Source organism: Streptomyces sp. NPDC044984 (assembly GCF_040646935.1).
Classification (GTDB): domain Bacteria; phylum Actinomycetota; class Actinomycetes; order Streptomycetales; family Streptomycetaceae; genus Streptomyces.
In genome coordinates this window covers 38,554-56,249 of sequence record NZ_JBEZBE010000028.1, presented here as the reverse complement: position 1 = coordinate 56,249, position 17,696 = coordinate 38,554, and the positions used below count along the sequence as shown (strand labels likewise).

The following is a 17,696-nucleotide window of genomic DNA, read 5'->3' as shown; positions in this document are numbered from 1 at the left end:
GGGAAGCGACCGGGGAGAGACCCGCCTCCGCCCGGCCCGTGCGCTGCAATGGAAACCGGGGGAGCACCGGATCGGGCTTGTGAGGGCGGAGACGGCGATGGGATTCTTGATGCCATGTCGCCTCCCCCTCGCCGGCCCGATCACGCCGCGGTGCTCGCCGAGGTGAGGGCGGTGCGGCGGGCCGGAGTCGTCAGGCTCCGGGGGCTCGACACCCCGGAGCTCTCCCGCATCGCCCGCGAACGCCTCGGCACGACGGGGGAGTCACCCGTCCTCGCGGTCGAGCGGCTGCTCCGGGAAGCCGTCGCCGGCATCGGCGGCGGAACCCTGCAGGACGCCGCCGAGTACACCCTCGGCCTCGCCCAGGGCACCCGCGACTGGCCCCCCGCAGACCGCCGCCGCCGTCGCGGGCCTTCGTCGTCGACACCTTCGCCGACGTACGGCCGCTGAGCGTGAGCAACCCCGAGCAGATCGAGGGAGATCCGCGCCTGGGGCCGGGAACGCGCGGTGCCCGCCGGCCGGGGCGCGGTGACGCCCGTACCGGGCGCCGGGGCAGGACGCGGCGCATCGTGTTCATGGACGAATGACGGCCGATTGACGGCCGATGCACCACTGTGACGTGGGTGAGCGCGAATGAACGGCGGGGTGGCTGTTCCCGGCACAGGTTTATCGACCATACTCCTGCGGTGTGGAGCAGCGCATAGGTTCGAGCAGCCAGCCCCTGGAGGGCGCCGGATTCGACCCGGCCTTCATCCCCGGGCTCACCTCACCCGCGTCCGGCCGGGAGGTGGAAGCGAAGGCGAAGACGGACGAGCCGGAGGACACCGACCCCGGGGCGGCCCCGGAGCAGGACGCCACCCCGGAGCCGGAGGCGGAGGCCGCGCCCGAGGAGGACGCGGTCCCCGACGGTCCCGTCTTCGAGGCGTCCGACCGCCGCGCCCGGATCGTCGCCGACCACAGCGGCGTACGCCTGCGTCTGGACGACCAGGAGTGCGAGTTCCGCTGGGACGAGATCGGCGCGGTGGAGACGGAGACCGCCCGCTTCGGCAAGCGCTGGACGGTCACCGTCCACACCCCGGACAGCCGCTGGTACCCGCTGGAGGTCGAGGCCCCGTCCAGGAGCCGCTTCGCCGAGTGGGACACGGCTCTGGACGCGGTCCTGGACGAGTACTTCGAGGACGACGCCGGCGAGTCCGCCGAGTCCACCGAGGCCGCGGAGAGCACCGAGGCCGCGGAGAGCACCGGGGACGACGCCGGGAAGTAGCGGCCGCCCTCAACGGCAGTACTGCGCCTCCTTGCCGATGGAGCGGTACATGCAGTCCGCGTTCTCCAGGAGCTGCAGGACGGCGTCCCGGTTGCGGGACGTCTCCCGCTCGATGACCTCGTCGGGCGGGTAGAACCCGCCTCCGGAGCTGGAGCCCGGGTACATCTCGAAGGTGTAGCCGAAGATCCTGTGCGTGCCCCACAGGTAGTCGTCGATCGACCCGTCCGTGATGTACAGGTCGCTGGACTGCTGGGGCGTGTAGCCGTTGCTGGCGGCCATCTTCTGGCCGACGGTCCGGAACGCGTTGTAGTCGTCGGCCGTCATCCCGGTCGTGGTGTCGGAGTAGGTGTAGCCGAACGGCCACAGCACCAGCTCGCTGTAGGTGTGGAAGTCGACGCCGGCCTTGATCTGCTGCACCCCGCCGACGACCCGGCTGCGCACGAAGTTCGCCACGACCTTCACCTCGGTGGCCGACTCGGGCGCGGAGCCGCGGTACGTCTCGGAGGACGTGGAGCCCGAGGAGCCGCCGCAGCAGCCCCAGCGGTAGTCCCAGTTGCGGTTCAGGTCGGTGCCGACGTACGACGAGCCGGAGTTGGGCTGGCGGTTCTTGCGCCAGGAGCGGTAGGAGCCGGAGGCGATGTCGTACTCGCCGCCGTCCGGGTTGAGGTCCGGGATGATCCAGATCTCGCGTCCGTTCACCATGTTGGTGATCCGGGAGTCGCTGCCGTACCCGGCGCCGAGCTCGCGCAGCAGGTACAGCGCCATCTCCACCGTCAGGTGCTCGCGGGCGTGCTGGTGGTGGGTGAACAGGACCTCGGGTTCGCTCTCGTCGGCCGCCACGTTGTCGCTGATCTTGACGGCGACGATGTCGCGGCCCTGGTAGGACTTGCCGATCACCCGCTTGCTCATGATGTTCGGGTACGCCGACAGCCGCTGGTCGATCTCCGCGGTCATCTCGGCGTAGTTGTGGTAGCGGGAGTCGGCCGAGGGGAAGTCGAAGAGCCGTGTGCCGTCGGCGGCGGACGAGCGGTCGGGCGCGGAGCCCAACGGGGTGACCTCGTACCCCTGTTGCCGCAGGGCCCGGATCTGGTCCGCGCGCCCGGAGACCACCACGGTCTCCTCGTCGGCCTCGTCCACGGTGACGCCGGAGCGCTGGATCGCCGTACGGGTCACGGGGGTCGTGCGCTGGTGGATCTCGTACTGGCGGACGTCGTCGGCCGAGGGTGCGGCCCGCTCGGCGCTGTCGGCGCCGGCCTGGGTCGCCGTCAGCGACAGGGGCGCCGCGAGGGCGAGGGCGAGGAGGGCGGCGAGCGCGGCGGAGCGCCGTCTGCCGCGGATGCGGAGTCGCATGAAGTCTCCTTGTGGGAGGTGGGGTTGTCCATGGCGACGTGCGTGGTGCGGTGCGGTCATCGTCACGGAGTGACATGGTCCGGTCAAGATGGGGGTTCCGGTCGCTCACTCGACCAGGTGCATCCCGTGAAGATCCCCGCACGCCCTCTTGTCCGACCGGCGGCCATGGGCTTTCTTGACCCCCATGGCGGACACCACGGGCAACATCAGAGACACCGGCGCACCAGGCGGGGCCGGCCCGGCTCCCCGCAAGTCCAGTTGGCGTCACATCGGTCCCGGCATCGTCGTCGCCGCGACCGGCGTCGGCGCCGGCGACCTCGTGGCCACTCTCATCGCGGGCAGCAACTTCGGCTACACCCTGCTGTGGGCCGCGATCATCGGCTGTCTGGTGAAGATCTCCCTCGCCGAGGCGTGCGGCCGGTGGCACCTGTCCACCGGGCGCACGCTCTTCGACGGCTGGGCGAGCCTCGGCAACTGGACGACCTGGTTCTTCGCCGTCTACGCGGTGATCTGGGGCTTCGTCTACGGCGCGGCCGCGATGTCGTCCAGCGCCCTGCCGCTGCAGGCCCTCTTCCCGGACGTGATGGACCTCGAATGGTGGGGCATCGCCTGCGGTCTGGTGGGCCTGGCCTTCGTCTGGTTCAACAAGTACTCCGTCTTCGAGAAGGTCATGACGGTCCTGGTGGGCGTCATGTTCGTGGTGACGGTGTACCTGGCGATCCGCGTCACCCCGAACCTCGGCGACGCCTTCGCCGGACTCCTCCCGGTCCTCCCCGACGAGAAGGACTCCGTCCTCAACACGCTCGGCCTGATCGGCGGCGTCGGCGGCACCATCACGCTGGCCGCGTACGGCTACTGGGTCAACGCCAAGGGCTGGACGAACACCGGCTGGATGAAGGTCATGCGCCTGGACAACCGGGTCGCCTACGCCACCACCGGCGTCTTCGTGATCGCCATGCTCTTCGTCGGCGCCGAACTGCTGCACTCGGCGAACATCGCGATCGCGAGCGGCGACAAGGGCCTGATCCAGCTCGGCGACGTCCTGGAGCAGCAGTACGGCACGGCCACCGGCAAGCTCTTCCTGATCGGCTTCTTCGCCACCTCCTTCACCTCCCTGATCGGCGTCTGGCACGGAGTGAGCCTGATGTTCGCCGACTTCCTGGCCCGGCGGCGGGGCGAGCGGGAGGCGCGGGGCGACGAGCTGGCCTCGGGGCGCCGCGAACGCTCCTGGGCCTTCCGCGCCTACCTCCTCTGGCTCACCTTCCCGCCCATGGTCCTGCTCTTCCAGGGCCAGCCCTTCCGCCTGATCATCATCTACGGCGTCCTGGGCGCCGCCTTCATGCCCTTCCTCGCCCTCACCCTGCTGTGGCTCCTCAACTCCGCCCGCACACCGCGCGAGTGGCGCAACGGCCCCCTCAGCAACACCATGCTCGCCGTCGCCGGACTGCTGTTCCTGGTCCTGTGCGTGAAGCAGGTCTGGGACCAGCCGTGGTCGGAGTTCTTCTGACGGCGGCCGGTCGCCCTACCGCAGCCCGTCCCACTCCGGGCTGAGCGCCATCTCCCGCAGCTGGTCGACGGTCAGCGCGGGAGTGCCGCGGGACGGCTCGGCATGCGCGGCACCGTTGTTGAAGACGCTGATCACCACGCGGAAGCCGTCCTTGCCGGGCCGCAGGGTGTCGGCGGTCCACATCAGGACTCCGGCGACCCGGTCGTCCCCGTTCCCCTGCCGGACGGCGACGCGGGTGCCGTCGGGCAGGGTCTCGCCGTCGGCGTAGAGCTGTCCGGCGACGTCGTCCATGCCGTACTGGACGTTGACCTGGACGAGGCTCTCGCCCCGGCCGTCGTCGACGACGACGTAGGTGAACCCGTCCTCCCCGTCACCCTTCTTGACCACGTCCAGCCCCTCCGGGAGCAGCCCGGCCAGCGTCTCGCCGACGTCCTCGCCGGAGACGGCCGGCGGCACGTCGGCGGCCGGGGCGCCCTCGGTGGGCTTCGGCGTCTTGGGAATCGCGTCCACCACCCGGCGCCAGACCTCGGCCGTGACGACCTCCTCCAGCTGCCCGGCCGACAGCGGAGGCTCCGCACGGGAGACCTGCGCGCCCTTCTGCGCGGGCGCGTTCCACTCGCCGACGCTGACGTGCTGCCCCTCGGCCGTGACCAGGTCGGCGGACCAGTACTTGGTGTCGACGCGCTTGTCGGGGTACTCGTACCCCTTGAGCAGCCGCAGCAGCGAGCCGTCGGGCAGCCGGGTGGAGGAGCAGTCGTCGTACGGGGTGAACGTCTCGTCGGGACACCGCGTCAGCTGCCGGGCCTGAGCACTGCCCGGCTCCACCCGGGCGAACCCCACGCTGATCGCGGCGGCCCCCCGCCCGTCGTCGTGGACGAGATACGCGTACGGCCCCGGCTCGTCGGCCGACCCGCGGGCGTCCTCCTGACTGAACTCGCCCTCGGGAAGCAGTTCCTTGAGCTGACCGAGGATGGTGTCACCGGACACGGGAGCCGGAGCGGGCGCGGTGGCCGATGCGGACGGCTGGGAGGCGGTCGCGGTGGCCGCGACGGAGACATCCGGTCCGTCGGAGCTCCCCTGCGGCAGGAGCATCGCCCCGCCCACCCCGACCAGCGCGACCCCGGCGACCCCGCCGAGCACCCCGGCCCGGCGCCGCGTCAGCGCCCGCCGCCCGCGGGCCCGCCCACCGGCGACGAGGGCCGAACGGTCGGCGTCGAAGCGCCCGCCGGTCTCGTGCAGCGCGGCGGACAGCCGCTCCTCGAAGATTTCCTGGTCCTGGTTTTCGGGCATGGCGAACCACCCTTTCCGCATGGTGGGAGAAGTGAGAGCCGAAGTGGGGGAGTGGGAGTGGGGAACGGGGGCCGGAAACGTCAGGATCTGGCGTACTCCGCGAGATCCTCACCGAGCAGCTCACGCAGCCGGCCCAGCGCCCGGGAACACCGGGTCCGAACGGCCGCCGAGCTGACGTTCATGACGTCGGCGGTCTCCTCGACGGACCGGTCCTCCCAGTACCGCAGGACGACGACGGCCCGGTCCTTGGCGGGCAGCCGCGCCAGCGCGTCCAGCAGCGTGAGCCGCAGCGAGGCGTCCCCGTCCCCGGTGCCGGGCACGTCCGGGAACATGCTGGTCGCCCGCTCCCGGCTGCTGCGCCGCCGCTGGTGGGCGAGGAAGGCCCGGGTGAGCACGGTCTGCGCGTACCCGGCCGGATTCCCGACCCGGGAGACGCGCCCCCACCGCACGTACAGCCGCCCGAAGGTCTCCTGTACGAGATCCTCGGCCAGGTGTGTGTCCCCCGCGGTGAGCAGACACGCGGACCGGTAGAGATGGCCGGCCCGCGCCGCCGCGAACTCGGCGTACTCGTCCTCCCGTCTCTGCCTCATGGTCCGCCCCCGTGTCCGTCCCGCCCGCTGGTGCCTTCACCTCATTGATGCGGTGGGGCCCGGGAAATGTTTCATACGGACTTCGGGGCGCTCCCCGCGGAAAGAAAGGGACCCCGCCCACAGTGCTGTGGGCGGGGTCGAGGGCCCGGGTACCGGCCGTGGCTACGGCAGGGCGTGGACGTGCGGGCCCACCGCGTTGGACCAGGCGTTTCCTGCCGTGGCATCCCAGTTGGTGGACCAGGTCATCGCGCCCCGCAGGGACGGGTAGGTCCTCGACGGCTTGAAGGTGCCGCAGTGGGTGCCCTTGGTGAGGCAGTCCAGGGCGTTGTTCACGACCGTCGGGGAGACGTAACCGCTGCCCGCGCCCCGCGTCGAGGCCGGCAGGCCGAGGCCCACCTGGGACGGGTCGAGACCGCCCTCCAACTGGATGCAGGCGAGCGCGGTCAGGAAGTCGACCGAGCCCTGGCTGTAGACCTTGCCGTCGCAGCCCAGCATGGAACCGCTGTTGTAGTACTGCATGTTGACGACCGTGAGGATGTCCTTCACGTTCAGCGCGGTGCGGAAGTACGCGTTGGACGTCGACTGCATGTCGATCGTCTGCGGTGCCATCGTCAGGATCATCGACGGACCGGCCTTGGCCGACAGCGACCGCAGCGCCTGCGTCATGTAGGTCGCGTCGAGGCCGTTCTCCAGGTCGATGTCGACGCCGTCGAAGCCGTACTCCCGCATCAGCGCGTACACCGAGTTCGCGAAGTTCGTCGCCGAGGCGGAGTCGTTCACCGAGACGGTGCCCTTCTCGCCGCCGACGGAGATGATGACCTTCTTCCCGGCCGCCTGCTTGGCCCGGACGTCCGCCTTGAACTGGTCGACGGTGTAGCCGTTCAGGCCCGCCGAGTCCAGGTTGAAGGTGACGGCGCCCGGAGTGCCGGTGGCGTCGGCGAAGGCGACCGCGATGATGTCGTAGGCGTTCTGGACGTCCGAGACGCGCTGCACCGCCGCCCCGTTGTCGAAGTTCTGCCAGTAGCCGGTCACGGCGTGCCTGGGCAGACCGCCGTTCCCGCCTCCGTCGTCCTTCTGCTTCGTGCGGGCGGTCACCGCCGTCGACTTCGGCGACTCGCCCGCCGCGTTGGCCGCGGCGACCTGGAAGGAGTACGAGGTGTCGGCCGCGAGTCCGGTCACGGTCGCCGAGGTGCCCGACACGGCCGTCACCTTCGCGCCGTCGCGGTAGATGGTGTACCCGGTCGCCCCGGACACCGCGTTCCAGGCCAGCGACACCGACGACGCCGTCGTGCCGGAGACGGACAGACCGCCCGGGGTGCCCGGGACCGTCGGCTCCGTGTCACCGCCGCCCCCGTCGGGGCCGAACACCGACAGGTCGTCCACGTGGTAGGCGGCCTGGCCGTACCAGCCGTGGGTGTAGACCGTCACCGAGGTGGTGGAGGAGCCGGTGGTGAAGCTCGTCGACAGCCGCTTCCAGCTGCCGGAGTCCGGGGTCCAGGTGGACACGTCCGTCGTGCCGGTGCCGGTCACGCCCAGGTAGGCGTACCCGCCCTGCACCCAGCCGCTCAGTTCGTACGTGGAGTTCGGCTTCACCGCGACGGTCTGGGTGCAGCGGGCGTTGTCCTGCCCGGCGGGCGTGGCCCTGAGCGCGGCCGTACCGCCGTGCACCGGGGAGGAGACGGTCGCGCCGCTGTTCGCCGAACAGGTCCAGTTGCTCAGGCCCGCCTCGAAGCCGGCGTTCTTGACGTTGTTGACGTCCGCCGCGGACGCCTGGCCCGCGCCGGCGAGGGGAAGGGTGAGGGCGAGGGCGGAGACGAAGGCTCCGGCCCAGAGGCGTCTGCGGCGGACGGGTGTTCCTGGCGCGCGGTTCATGGGGGCCTCCGGTGGGGGAGAAGGGGGAGAAGAGTGGGGGGGAGGAGGGGAGGAGCGGGCGACGGTGGCCACCGTGTGCAGCACAAGGTGGTCCAGACCAATCGCGTTGTCAATAGGTCCAGACCAAAATCGACCAGTGGGCCGACCCCGGAACGCCGTCCGGCGTCAAGGCGGTGCACGAGATCCACACCCACGGGGCCCGACCGAGACCGGCGAGATGCTCAACGTGTCCCGTTTTGGCTCATCTTGTGCATCAGTAGTTGCCGTCCGGCTGCTCAAACGCTGTTCTCCGGTCACAGGCCCGCGGATACAGTGCTGACGTAGTCACGCAGTGAAGTCACCGGGGTGCATCGGAGTGACGCCCGGTGGGCCGAGGGGCCTGGGAGAACGGGGAGCCGCGCGTGCCAACTGCCATTGCCGTGACCGGCGCCGACATGGCGCTGCCGGCCCAGGACGAACGAACCCTGCCCGCCGTCGTGCTGCGGGACGTCGACACCCGCCCGCTCGAACAGGTCCTGTCCGAGCTGCAACTGCTCATCGAGCACCACGGGCACGTCATCGTGGTCTGCTCCCAGGCCGCCCCCCTCGCCGTCCAGCGGCGCCTGCACACCCTGCGCTCCCTGCTGGAGAGCGACCGGATAGCCCTCTTCCGTCCCGATCTCCCGCCCCTCGGAATCGCGGTCCTGGCCCGCCAGTTGCGGCAGCTCGCCTCCTGCGACCTCAGCCCCGGCGTCCTCGCGTCCGCCGGCCGGCTGCTGATCCACTACATCCACTCCGGGGCCCTGCTCGGCTCCGTCGCCCGCCTCGACCGCGTCCCCGTCGACCTGAAGCAGCACGCGAAGTCCTGGATGCCCGGCAGCCAGTTCGCCGTACTCGCCCACCCGCGGCCGCAGCTCGCCCGCCTCGGCCCCGGAACCTCCCTCGAAGGACCCGAGTTCGGCACCTGGCTGCTCGTCGCCAAGGGCCAGCTCCAGTCCGACTGGGTCACCACCGCCCTGGCCCCCTCCTGGAAGGTCCAGGGCCTGCGCGAGACACCGCTGCCCGCCGAGTCCCCCGGCTGGTGGGGGACCGGCAGGATCGTCGAGTTCTGCGCCTACCTGCCCGACCTGTCCGTCCTGTACCAGCTGGTCACCTCCGTACGGCGCGGCAGCTGCCACTGGTGCGGCATCGACGTCATCGGCGACCGGTGCGTGTTCTGTTCCGCCGTACCACCCGCCCCCGAGGGCACCCCGGCCCTCACCCGGGGCACCTGACCCCACCCACCGCACGGTCCCGATTCCGCTCGACCGATATCCCTGATGAGGTTGCACGGTTCATGAACTCCCGTCAGCGCCGCGGCGTGATACTCCTCCTTCTGTCGGTCCTGTGCGCCCTCGGCGCGTTCGCCGGCGTGCTCTCCGTCATCAGCGACGTGGAGTCCAAGGTCGGCCCCGAGGTCACCGCGTACCGGCTGAGGACGGAGGTGGCGCCCTACACCCCCCTCGCCGCCGACCAGTTCGAGAAGATCTCGATGCCCGAGCGGTGGCTGTCGAAGAACGCCGTCACCGACCTGGACGAGATCCGGGGCAAGATCGCCGTGACCGAGCTGCGGGAGGGCTCCCTGCTGCAGAGCGACATGATCGTGGACCGGCCCGCCCTGCAGCCGGGACAGCAGGAGGTCGCCATCATGATCGACGCGGCGACCGGCGTCGCCGGCAAGATCACACCGGGCGCCTCGGTCAACGTCTACGCCACCTTCGAGGGCGAGCGCGAGGGCGACCCCGACCAGTCCAGGGTCATCGTGACCAACGCCAAGGTCCTCGACGTCGGCGAGCTCACCGCCCTCCGCCCCGACGAGAACGACCGCGGCCGGGAGCCCACCGACGCCGTCCCGATCACCTTCGCGCTGTCCGCCATCGACGCCCAGCGCATCACCTACGCCGAGTCGTTCGCCCAGCGGGTCCGCCTCGCGCTGGTCGCACCCGGAACCGACACCACCGTCCCGGAGCAGGACCGGACGTACGAACTCGCGAAGGACAAGTGAGAGGCCCGCATGCCCACGAGGATCCTCCCGGCAGTCGGCGACGCGGACGCGGTCCGGTCCCTCACCACACTGCTCAGCCAGCTCCCGGACGCCGAACCGGTGGCCCCGGTGGCCGACTCCACCCAGCTCGTCGACACCCTCGCCCGCCTGGCCGCCGAGTCCGTCGACGAACTGCCCGAGGTCGTGGTCGTGCACGAGCGGATCGGCCCCGTCCCCGCCCTGGAGCTGATCCGCGAAGTCGCCCTGCGCTTCCCCGCCGTCGGCGTCATCCTCGTCACCTCCGACGCGAGCCCCGGCCTCTTCCAGGCCGCCATGGACTACGGCGCCCGCGGCCTGGTCCCCCTCCCGCTCAGCTACGAGGAGCTCGCCAGCCGCGTCCAGGCCGTCGCCCAGTGGTCCGCCGGCGTACGGCGCCACCTCGGCTCCGGCGGCGACGTGTTCACCGGCACCGGCGGCACCGTCGTCACCGTCAGCGGGGCGAAGGGCGGCGTCGGCACGACCCTGACCGCCGTCCAGCTCGCCCTCGCCGCCCAGGCCTCCGGCCGCCCCACCGCCCTCGTCGACATGGACCTCCAGACCGGTGACGTCGCCGCCTACCTGGACGTCCAGTTCCGCCGCTCCGTCGTCGACCTCGCCGCCATCAACGACATCTCCCCGCGCGTCCTCGCCGACGCCGTCTTCCGCCACGACACCGGCCTCGCCCTGCTGCTCGCCCCCGGCGAGGGCGAACGCGGCGAGGACGTCACCGACCGCGCCGCCCGCCAGATCGTCAGCGCCCTGCGCTCCCGCTACGAGGTCGTCGTCATCGACTGCGGCGCCCAGCTCGGCGGCGCCGGCGCGGCGGCCGTGGAGATGGCCGACACCGCCCTGCTGGTCACCACCCCCGACGTGATCGCCGTACGGGGCGCCAAGCGGGCGGTGCGGATGTGGGACCGGCTGCAGATCCGCAAGGCCGAGGAGACCACCGTGGTCGTCAACCGGCACACCCGGTCCACGGAGATCCAGCCCCCGCTCATCCGGAAGATCACCGGCACCGCGGTCGCGGCCACCACGATCCCCGCCCACTTCAAGGAACTGCAGGCCGTCGTGGACGCCGGCCGCGTCCACGAACTGGAGAGCAAGAGCGCGGTGAAGCAGGCCCTGTGGGGCCTGGCCGGCGAACTCGGCCTGGTCAAGGCCGCCGCGGGCGACCGGCGCACGGGCCGGCTGCGCGGCGACCGCGGATCGGTGAGCTTCCGGCGGCGCAGGGACGGAGGGGGATGACCATGGAAGCGGCATCACCCGCGCGTGACGGCGACCGGGGCCGTGACCGGGGCCAGGTGACCATCGAGTTCCTCGGCATGACCCCCACGATCCTCGTGACGCTGGTGGTGCTGTGGCAGCTCGTCCTGGTGGGGTACGCGTTCACGCTCGCGGGGAATGCTGCGGACGAGGCCGCACGGGCGGGTACGGCGGCGGCACCGGGCGCACGCCAGGGCGCCTGCCGGGCGGCCGGACTGGACAAGCTGTCGGGAGCGTGGGCGGAGGGAGCGACCGTGAACTGCACCACCGGGGGCGGTCTCGTCACCGCCGACGTGAAGCTGAGCGTCCCCCTCCTCTTCCCCGGCGTCCTCTCCCTCCCCCTCGACGTGGAGGGACACGCGGGCGCGGTCGAGGAGGAGACGGACTGACATGCCGCACGCACCGCACGCACCGCACGCACCCCGACCCCGGCTCCGGCCCCGGCCCCGGCTCCGGACCCGCCCCCGCGACCGCGGGCAGGTAGCCATCGAATACCTCGGCTTCCTCCCGGTCCTGCTCCTCGTCGCCATGGCCGCCGTCCAGCTCGGCCTGATCGCCTACACCGCCCAGCAGGCCGGCACGGCGGCCCGCGCGGCGGCGCGCAGCGCGTCGCTGGACCAGGCGTACGGCTCCGCCTGCACCGCCGCCGTCAGCGACTGGCTCGCCGACGGCACCTCCTGCGAGGGCCGTTCCGGCGGCGACGAGATCACCGTCACCGCCACGGTCGACATCCCCTCGATCGTGCCGGGCTGGGACTTCGGCCCCGCCCGCAAGTCCGCCACGATGCCGCGAGACCACTGAGGAGCGAGCGACCCATGAGCCTGCGGGCACGCATCAACTCCCCCGAGGAGACGACCGGACGGGGCGAGGACGGCCACCTGGTCGCCTCCTACCGCGCCAAGCTCCTGGAGGAGATCGACCTCGCGGAGATGAGTTCGCTGGCGGCGGCCGAGCGCCGGGCCCGGCTGGAACGCGTCCTCGGCCACATCATCAGCCGCGAGGGCCCGGTCCTGTCGACCGTCGAGCGCTCCCAGCTGATCCGCCGGGTCGTCGACGAGGCCCTGGGCCTCGGCATCCTGGAACCCCTGCTGGAGGACGCGTCCATCACCGAGATCATGGTGAACGGCCCCGACGCTATCTTCGTCGAGCGCGGCGGCCGCGTGGAACAGCTCCCGCTCCGCTTCGCCTCCAACGACCAGCTCATGCAGACGATCGAACGGATCGTCTCCACCGTCAACCGCCGCGTCGACGAGTCGAACCCCATGGTCGACGCCCGCCTCCCCTCCGGCGAGCGCGTCAACGTCATCATCCCGCCGCTCTCCCTGACCGGCGCCACCCTCACCATCCGCCGCTTCCCCCGCTCCTTCACCCTCCAGGAACTCATCGGCCTCGGCTCCCTCGACGAGCACATGCTGTACCTGCTCGCCGGCCTGGTGCAGGCCCGCTTCAACATCATCGTGTCCGGCGCGACGGGCACCGGGAAGACGACCCTCCTGAACGCCCTCTCGGGCCTGATCCCCGAGCGCGACCGCATCATCACCATCGAGGACTCCGCCGAACTCCAGCTCCAGCAACCGCACGTCGTCCGCCTGGAGTCCCGCCCGCCGAACGTCGAGGGCAAGGGCCGGATCACCATCCGCGACCTCGTCCGCAACTCCCTCCGCATGCGCCCCGACCGCATCGTCGTCGGTGAGGTCCGCGGCGGCGAGTCCCTGGACATGCTCCAGGCCATGTCGACGGGCCACGACGGCTCCCTGGCGACCGTCCACGCCAACAGCGCCGAGGACGCCCTGATGCGGCTCCAGACCCTCGCCTCCATGTCCGACGTGGAGATCCCCTTCGTGGCGCTCCACGACCAGATCAACAGCGCCGTCGACGTCATCGTCCAGCTCACCCGCTTCGCCGACGGCGCCCGCCGCATCACCGAGATCGCCCTGCTGGAGAGCCACGGCTCGGAGCCGTACCGGCTGGCCACCGTCGCCCGCTTCCACGCCCGGCCCATGACCGCCGACGGCCGCGTCCACGGCGCCTACGAGCACCACCCCCTCCCGCGCCGCACCGCCGACCGCCTCTACATGGCGAGCCAGCCCGTCCCCCAGGCGTTCGGCGTCGCCCAGTCCTACGACCAGCTCGCCACCCGAGAAGCCAGGTAGGAACCGCCCCCATGGAGCTGCAGAACCTGATCACGCTGACCACCGGCATCACGCTGCTGACCTGCGTCCTCGCGGTCGTCGGCGTGCACGCGTACGCCACCGGCAGGGCACAGCGGCAGGCGCTGGTGGACCGGCTGTCGGCCACCGGCCAGATCCCCCGCACCGGCCGCCGGCGCCACTTCCCCGCCCTGGACCGCCGCCTGCGCCGCACCAGGCTCGGCAAGAAGCTCGAACTGCGCCTGGCGGCCACCGGCCTGGACGTCACCCCCGGCGAGTTCTTCGCCTACATGCTCGCCACGGTCGCCGGCCTGTGGCTCGTCGGCCAGGCGACCCTCGCCCCCTTCTTCGGCCCGATCGCCGGCCTGCTCGGCATCGGGGTGGCGCTGCAGTTCCTCAACTGGCAGCGGCAGAAACGCATCGAGAAGTTCATCAACCAGCTCCCGGAACTGGCCCGCATCCTCGCCAACGCCACCCAGGCCGGCCTCGCCCTCCGTACGGCCGTCGGCATGGCGGCGGAGGAGCTGGAGGCCCCGGCGGGCGAGGAACTCTCCAAGGTCGCCAACCAGCTGGCGGTCGGCGCCTCCATGGACGACGCCCTCGGCGAACTCGCCGACCGCCTCCCCTCCCGCGAGCTGGTCGTCCTGGTCACCACCCTGGTGCTCTCCAACCGGGCGGGCGGCCAGGTGGTGAGCGCCCTGCGGAACCTGACGGAGACGCTGGAGGAGAGGAAGGAGACCCGGCGGGAGGTCCGCACCCAGCTCTCCCAGGTCAGCATGACGTCGTACGCCGTCCCGGTGCTCGGCGTCGGCTCCCTCTTCCTGATGAACGGCGTGAAGGACGGCGCCCTGGAGCGCATGACCGGCTCCCCTGCGGGCCAGGCCGCGGTGATCATCGCGTTCGGCCTGTACGCCGTCGGCTTCGTCCTCATCCGCCGCCTGTCCCGCATCGACGTCTGAACGGCGAGGAGGACCGACCGACATGGCACTTCTCCTGGCCCTCCTGACGGGCCTCGCCGTCTACGGCGTCTTCGCCGGCGTCCGCATGTACCGGGCGGAGGCGAAACTCCCCGGCGACCTGGCCCTGGCCCTGGAGGTCGGCTCCACCCGCACGGGCGCGGTCGACTCCCTCGTCGACCGCATGGGCATGCGCTACGCCCCCGCCGTGCTGCGCGCCATGGGCCCCAAGCAGGTCGCCAGGTACCGCCGCAAGATCGACCTGGCGGGCAACCCCGGCGGCCTCACCATCGACCGCTACGCAGCCCGCCGCGCGGTGTACGGCTTCCTGGGCGTCGTCGGCTTCCTGGTGTTCCTCATGCGCGGCCAGCTCTTCATGGCCCTGCTGCTCCTGGCCTTCGGCGCGTTCTGGACGGAGGTCGGCATCTGGTCGGCGATCCGCATCCGCAGGGACGTCATCGAACGGACGCTGCCGGACTTCCTGGACGTGCTGGCGGTGGTGGTGAGCGCGGGCCTGGGCTTCCGGCAGGCCCTGGACCGGGTGTCGTCGAAGTACGAGGGCCCCTGGGCGGACGAACTCCGCATCACCCTGCGCCAGATGGACCTGGGCATGAGCCGCCGCCAGGCCTTCGCGGAACTGCGCCGCCGCAACGACTCCGAACAGGTCGCGATGTTCGTCACGGCGTTGCAGCAGGGCGAGGAACTGGGCGCGCCGATCGTCGACACGCTGGTGTCCCTGGCCAAGGACATGCGCCGCACGGACGCGCAGAACGCCCGCCGCAAGGCGGCCCGCGCGGTCCCGAAGGCCACCATGATGATCACCACGTTCATGGTCCCGGCGACGATGATCCTCCTCGGCGCCGGCCTGATCCTCGGCTCCGGCATCGACTTCGGCGCGGTCACGGGCGAGTAGGACAGGGGGCGATGACGACGACAAGGGAACGCGCGAGGCTGTTCCGCCGTCCCGCGAAACCGTCGGAGACCACGACCCCGCCGACGGGCGCGGTCCTCCCGCCCCCCACCGGAACAGGCGCCCCGGACGGCCCGCCGCAGGGTGGGAACACCGCCGGCGGGGCCGAGCCCCCACGGGCCCGCGGAGCGGCGGCCGCCGACGGCGGTCAGCCCCCACAGGGGCCACCCGCACCCGACGACGAAACCCGCACGGGCGGTGCGGCCGGGAACCCCCGTCCGGCCGAAGGCCGGACGCACCCCCCGCACCCCGCACCGGACGTCCACATCCAGGTCAACGCCCTCCAGGCCCTCTGCCGGCAGGCATTCGGCTTCCGCCTGGCGATGATCGCCCTGGCCGCCCCCTCCGCCCTCCTCAACGCGGCCCCCGGCTGGGGCACCCGCCTGGTCGGCATGGCGGTGGTGGCCACCTTCATGGCCTCCTACGTCCTCTTCCGCGACTGGGAACGCTTCGGCCCCCTCCTCCTCCGCCACCCCACCCTCCTCGCGGCGGACACCCTCTTCGGAGCCCTGCTCCTCGTCTCGGCGGGCCCCGACACCACCCTCGCCTACGTCAGCGTCTGCACCCCCCTCCTCGCGGGCCTGATCTACGGCTGGCGCGGCGCGGCGGTCTTCGCCTCCCTCCAGGGCCTGATCCTCCTCCTGGTCCACGCGGCCCTGGACAGCCCACGGACGGACCCGGCGGAAGCCCTCCTCCTCCCCGGCCTCTGCGTGATCGCGGGCGCGGTCGGCTCCAGCCTCCGCAACCTCATGCTCCGCCTGGGCACGGCGACCCAGGCCCTGACGACCGTCCAGGCCCGCCTGGCCGTCACGGAGGCGGTCGGCGCCGAACGCGCCCGCCTCGCCCGCGAGATGCACGACTCGGTGGCCAAGACCCTCCACGGAGTGGCCCTGGCGGCGGACGGCCTGGCCGGCACGGCGGGCGCCCCGCACCCGGACCCGGCCCTGGTGAGACAACAGGCGGAACTCGTGGCCCGCTCGGCCCGCAGGGCCGCCGCCGAATCCCGCGAACTCCTGGCCGACCTGCGCAGGGAGTCGGACCCGGACCAGGGCACGGACGTCCTGGCGGAACTGGCCGCCCGCACCCGCGACTTCTCCGTCCGCACCGGCGTCCCCGCGGCCTACCACCCCACCGGCGAGCACGCCCTCCCGCCCGTCCCGCCCGCCGTGGCCCGCCAACTCCTCACCATCGCCTCGGAGGCCATGGAGAACGCCCACCGCCACGCCGAGCCGACCAGGGTCGACGTCCACGCCGGCGTCCACGGCGACCTGCTCCGCATCAGTGTGTACGACGACGGCACCGGCCTCCCGCCCGGCACCGACCTCGAACACCTCCGCCGCGCCGGTCACTTCGGCCTCGTCGGCATGGTCGAGCGGGCGGCCTCGGTCGGCGCCCGCATCCGCATGGGCCGGGGCGAACACAACCGAGGCACCGAAATCCGCCTGGAACTCCCGCTGGCGGCCGTGACGACTCCCACGGAGGCCACCCCGTGACGACACCACCGAACCCCTTCGCGAACGTCCCGCCCCCCGCCTCCCTCCGGGTGCTGGTGGCCGACGACAACCCGGTGGTCCGCGCCGGGCTGACCGCCCTCCTCACCGGCCGCGAGGACATCACGGTGGTGGCGGAGGCGGCCGACGGCCGGGAGGCCTACGAGGCGGCCCGCACCCACCGCCCCGACGTGATCCTCCTGGACGTCCGCATGCCCGGCGTGGACGGCATCTCGGCCCTCCCGTACCTGGTACGGATCGCACCCGTGGTGATGCTGACGTACAGCGGGGAGTCGGAGATCGTCCAGGAGGCCCTGCGCAGGGGAGCGGGCGGCTACCTGGTCCACGGCGAGTTCACGGCGGACCAGCTGGTGGCGGCGATCCGTGACATCAGGGAGGGCAGGCCCCACTTCACCCCGACGGCGGCGGGAGCGTTGCTCTCGCAACTACGTCAGAACCCGCGACCGCCCAGGACGCTACCAGAGGGACTGGGTGCCGCACGCGCAACTAACCCCACCACAAACGGATTCGACCTCCCTCACATCTCACCCCCGTCTACTTCTGCGGAAAACCTTTCGCGACTGCAACCGGGTGTGGCACGATCGTCGTCTGGCTGGACAGGCGGCCGCCCGGCCGCTCCCGACAGGTCGAGGTACCGACTCAGCGCGAGGGAGGCGGAGATCATGGACCTCATCGCATCCGGCATGACCAACCAGCAGATCGCCGCCACGTGCTTCATCAGTGAGAAGACGGTCAAGAACCACATCAACCGCATCTTCGCGAAGCTCCACAGCACGAGCCGTTCCGAGGCCACGGCGAAGTGGCTCGGCACGGCACCGGGCTCGGGCCGAGGGGTGGGGTGACCTCCGGTGACGAGGGGGACGAGGAACTGGGCCCGCGCCTGGGCCCGGGATTGGGCCCAGGGACCCTCCGGCGGACGGAACTCCCGCCCGTAC

The 17,696-nt window shown here is 71.7% G+C and carries 17 protein-coding genes; 13 read left to right on the top strand and 4 right to left on the bottom strand.

Annotated elements, in window-relative coordinates; genetic code table 11:
• Positions 1 to 114 precede the first annotated feature (114 nt).
• Both AB0A94_RS27385 and AB0A94_RS27380 read left to right on the top strand, forming a co-directional pair.
• The gene (locus AB0A94_RS27385) at positions 115 to 447 is read left to right on the top strand and encodes a hypothetical protein (RefSeq protein WP_361748546.1); all 333 of its coding nucleotides are present in this window, start codon (positions 115 to 117) and stop codon (positions 445 to 447) included.
• A gap of 238 nt (positions 448 to 685) precedes the next feature.
• Positions 686 to 1,261 carry a hypothetical protein gene (locus AB0A94_RS27380; RefSeq protein WP_361748545.1) on the top strand — a complete coding sequence of 192 codons (576 nt, stop codon included), beginning with the start codon at positions 686 to 688 and terminating at the stop codon, positions 1,259 to 1,261.
• A 9-nt stretch (positions 1,262 to 1,270) separates the two neighbouring features.
• Here the strand turns inward: AB0A94_RS27380 and AB0A94_RS27375 are convergent, their stop codons facing one another.
• Positions 1,271 to 2,611, bottom strand: coding sequence for a M14 family metallopeptidase (locus AB0A94_RS27375; protein WP_361748544.1), 1,341 nt, complete (start codon positions 2,609 to 2,611; stop codon positions 1,271 to 1,273).
• A gap of 184 nt (positions 2,612 to 2,795) precedes the next feature.
• Between AB0A94_RS27375 and AB0A94_RS27370 the strand changes: the two genes are divergently transcribed.
• Positions 2,796 to 4,118 (top strand): Nramp family divalent metal transporter, encoded by a 1,323-nt coding sequence (locus AB0A94_RS27370; protein ID WP_361748543.1) that lies wholly within the window; start codon positions 2,796 to 2,798, stop codon positions 4,116 to 4,118.
• Between the two features lie 15 nt (positions 4,119 to 4,133).
• On the opposite strand, the gene AB0A94_RS27365 is transcribed toward AB0A94_RS27370, so the two are convergent.
• The 3 genes from AB0A94_RS27365 to AB0A94_RS27355 form a co-directional block, all read right to left on the bottom strand.
• On the bottom strand, positions 4,134 to 5,408 hold the full coding sequence (locus tag AB0A94_RS27365; protein WP_361748542.1) for a hypothetical protein: 1,275 nt from the start codon (positions 5,406 to 5,408) through the stop codon (positions 4,134 to 4,136).
• 80 nt (positions 5,409 to 5,488) lie between these two features.
• Entirely contained in the window at positions 5,489 to 5,998 is a 510-nt protein-coding gene (locus AB0A94_RS27360) for a SigE family RNA polymerase sigma factor (protein WP_361748541.1), read from the bottom strand.
• A 162-nt stretch (positions 5,999 to 6,160) separates the two neighbouring features.
• Positions 6,161 to 7,870, bottom strand: coding sequence for a glycoside hydrolase family 18 protein (locus AB0A94_RS27355; RefSeq protein WP_361748540.1), 1,710 nt, complete (start codon positions 7,868 to 7,870; stop codon positions 6,161 to 6,163).
• Positions 7,871 to 8,289: 419 nt separating this feature from the next.
• Between AB0A94_RS27355 and AB0A94_RS27350 the strand changes: the two genes are divergently transcribed.
• The 10 genes from AB0A94_RS27350 to AB0A94_RS27305 all read left to right on the top strand — a co-directional run bounded on the left by AB0A94_RS27350 (position 8,290) and on the right by AB0A94_RS27305 (position 17,603).
• On the top strand, positions 8,290 to 9,123 hold the full coding sequence (locus tag AB0A94_RS27350) for a hypothetical protein (protein ID WP_361748608.1): 834 nt from the start codon (positions 8,290 to 8,292) through the stop codon (positions 9,121 to 9,123).
• Between the two features lie 62 nt (positions 9,124 to 9,185).
• Positions 9,186 to 9,893, top strand: coding sequence for a Flp pilus assembly protein CpaB (gene cpaB / locus AB0A94_RS27345; protein ID WP_361748539.1), 708 nt, complete (start codon positions 9,186 to 9,188; stop codon positions 9,891 to 9,893).
• 9 nt (positions 9,894 to 9,902) lie between these two features.
• Positions 9,903 to 11,156, top strand: coding sequence for an AAA family ATPase (locus AB0A94_RS27340; RefSeq protein WP_361748538.1), 1,254 nt, complete (start codon positions 9,903 to 9,905; stop codon positions 11,154 to 11,156).
• The gene (locus AB0A94_RS27335; protein ID WP_361748537.1) at positions 11,153 to 11,563 is read left to right on the top strand and encodes a pilus assembly protein; all 411 of its coding nucleotides are present in this window, start codon (positions 11,153 to 11,155) and stop codon (positions 11,561 to 11,563) included. The genes AB0A94_RS27340 and AB0A94_RS27335 overlap by 4 nt, the downstream gene beginning before the upstream one ends.
• A gap of 1 nt (position 11,564) precedes the next feature.
• Entirely contained in the window at positions 11,565 to 11,975 is a 411-nt protein-coding gene (locus AB0A94_RS27330) for a TadE/TadG family type IV pilus assembly protein (RefSeq protein WP_361748536.1), read from the top strand.
• A 14-nt stretch (positions 11,976 to 11,989) separates the two neighbouring features.
• Complete coding sequence (locus AB0A94_RS27325; RefSeq protein ID WP_361748535.1) at positions 11,990 to 13,327, top strand: CpaF family protein; 1,338 nt, start codon at positions 11,990 to 11,992, stop codon at positions 13,325 to 13,327.
• A gap of 11 nt (positions 13,328 to 13,338) precedes the next feature.
• Positions 13,339 to 14,283 carry a type II secretion system F family protein gene (locus AB0A94_RS27320; protein WP_361748534.1) on the top strand — a complete coding sequence of 315 codons (945 nt, stop codon included), beginning with the start codon at positions 13,339 to 13,341 and terminating at the stop codon, positions 14,281 to 14,283.
• A 22-nt stretch (positions 14,284 to 14,305) separates the two neighbouring features.
• Positions 14,306 to 15,193, top strand: coding sequence for a DUF5936 domain-containing protein (locus AB0A94_RS27315; RefSeq protein WP_361748533.1), 888 nt, complete (start codon positions 14,306 to 14,308; stop codon positions 15,191 to 15,193).
• A gap of 11 nt (positions 15,194 to 15,204) precedes the next feature.
• A complete protein-coding gene (locus tag AB0A94_RS27310; protein WP_361748532.1) occupies positions 15,205 to 16,743 on the top strand; it encodes a histidine kinase in 1,539 nt (512 codons plus the stop codon).
• Positions 16,740 to 17,603, top strand: coding sequence for a response regulator transcription factor (locus AB0A94_RS27305; RefSeq protein WP_361748531.1), 864 nt, complete (start codon positions 16,740 to 16,742; stop codon positions 17,601 to 17,603). The genes AB0A94_RS27310 and AB0A94_RS27305 overlap by 4 nt, the downstream gene beginning before the upstream one ends.
• Positions 17,604 to 17,696: the final 93 nt, after the last annotated feature.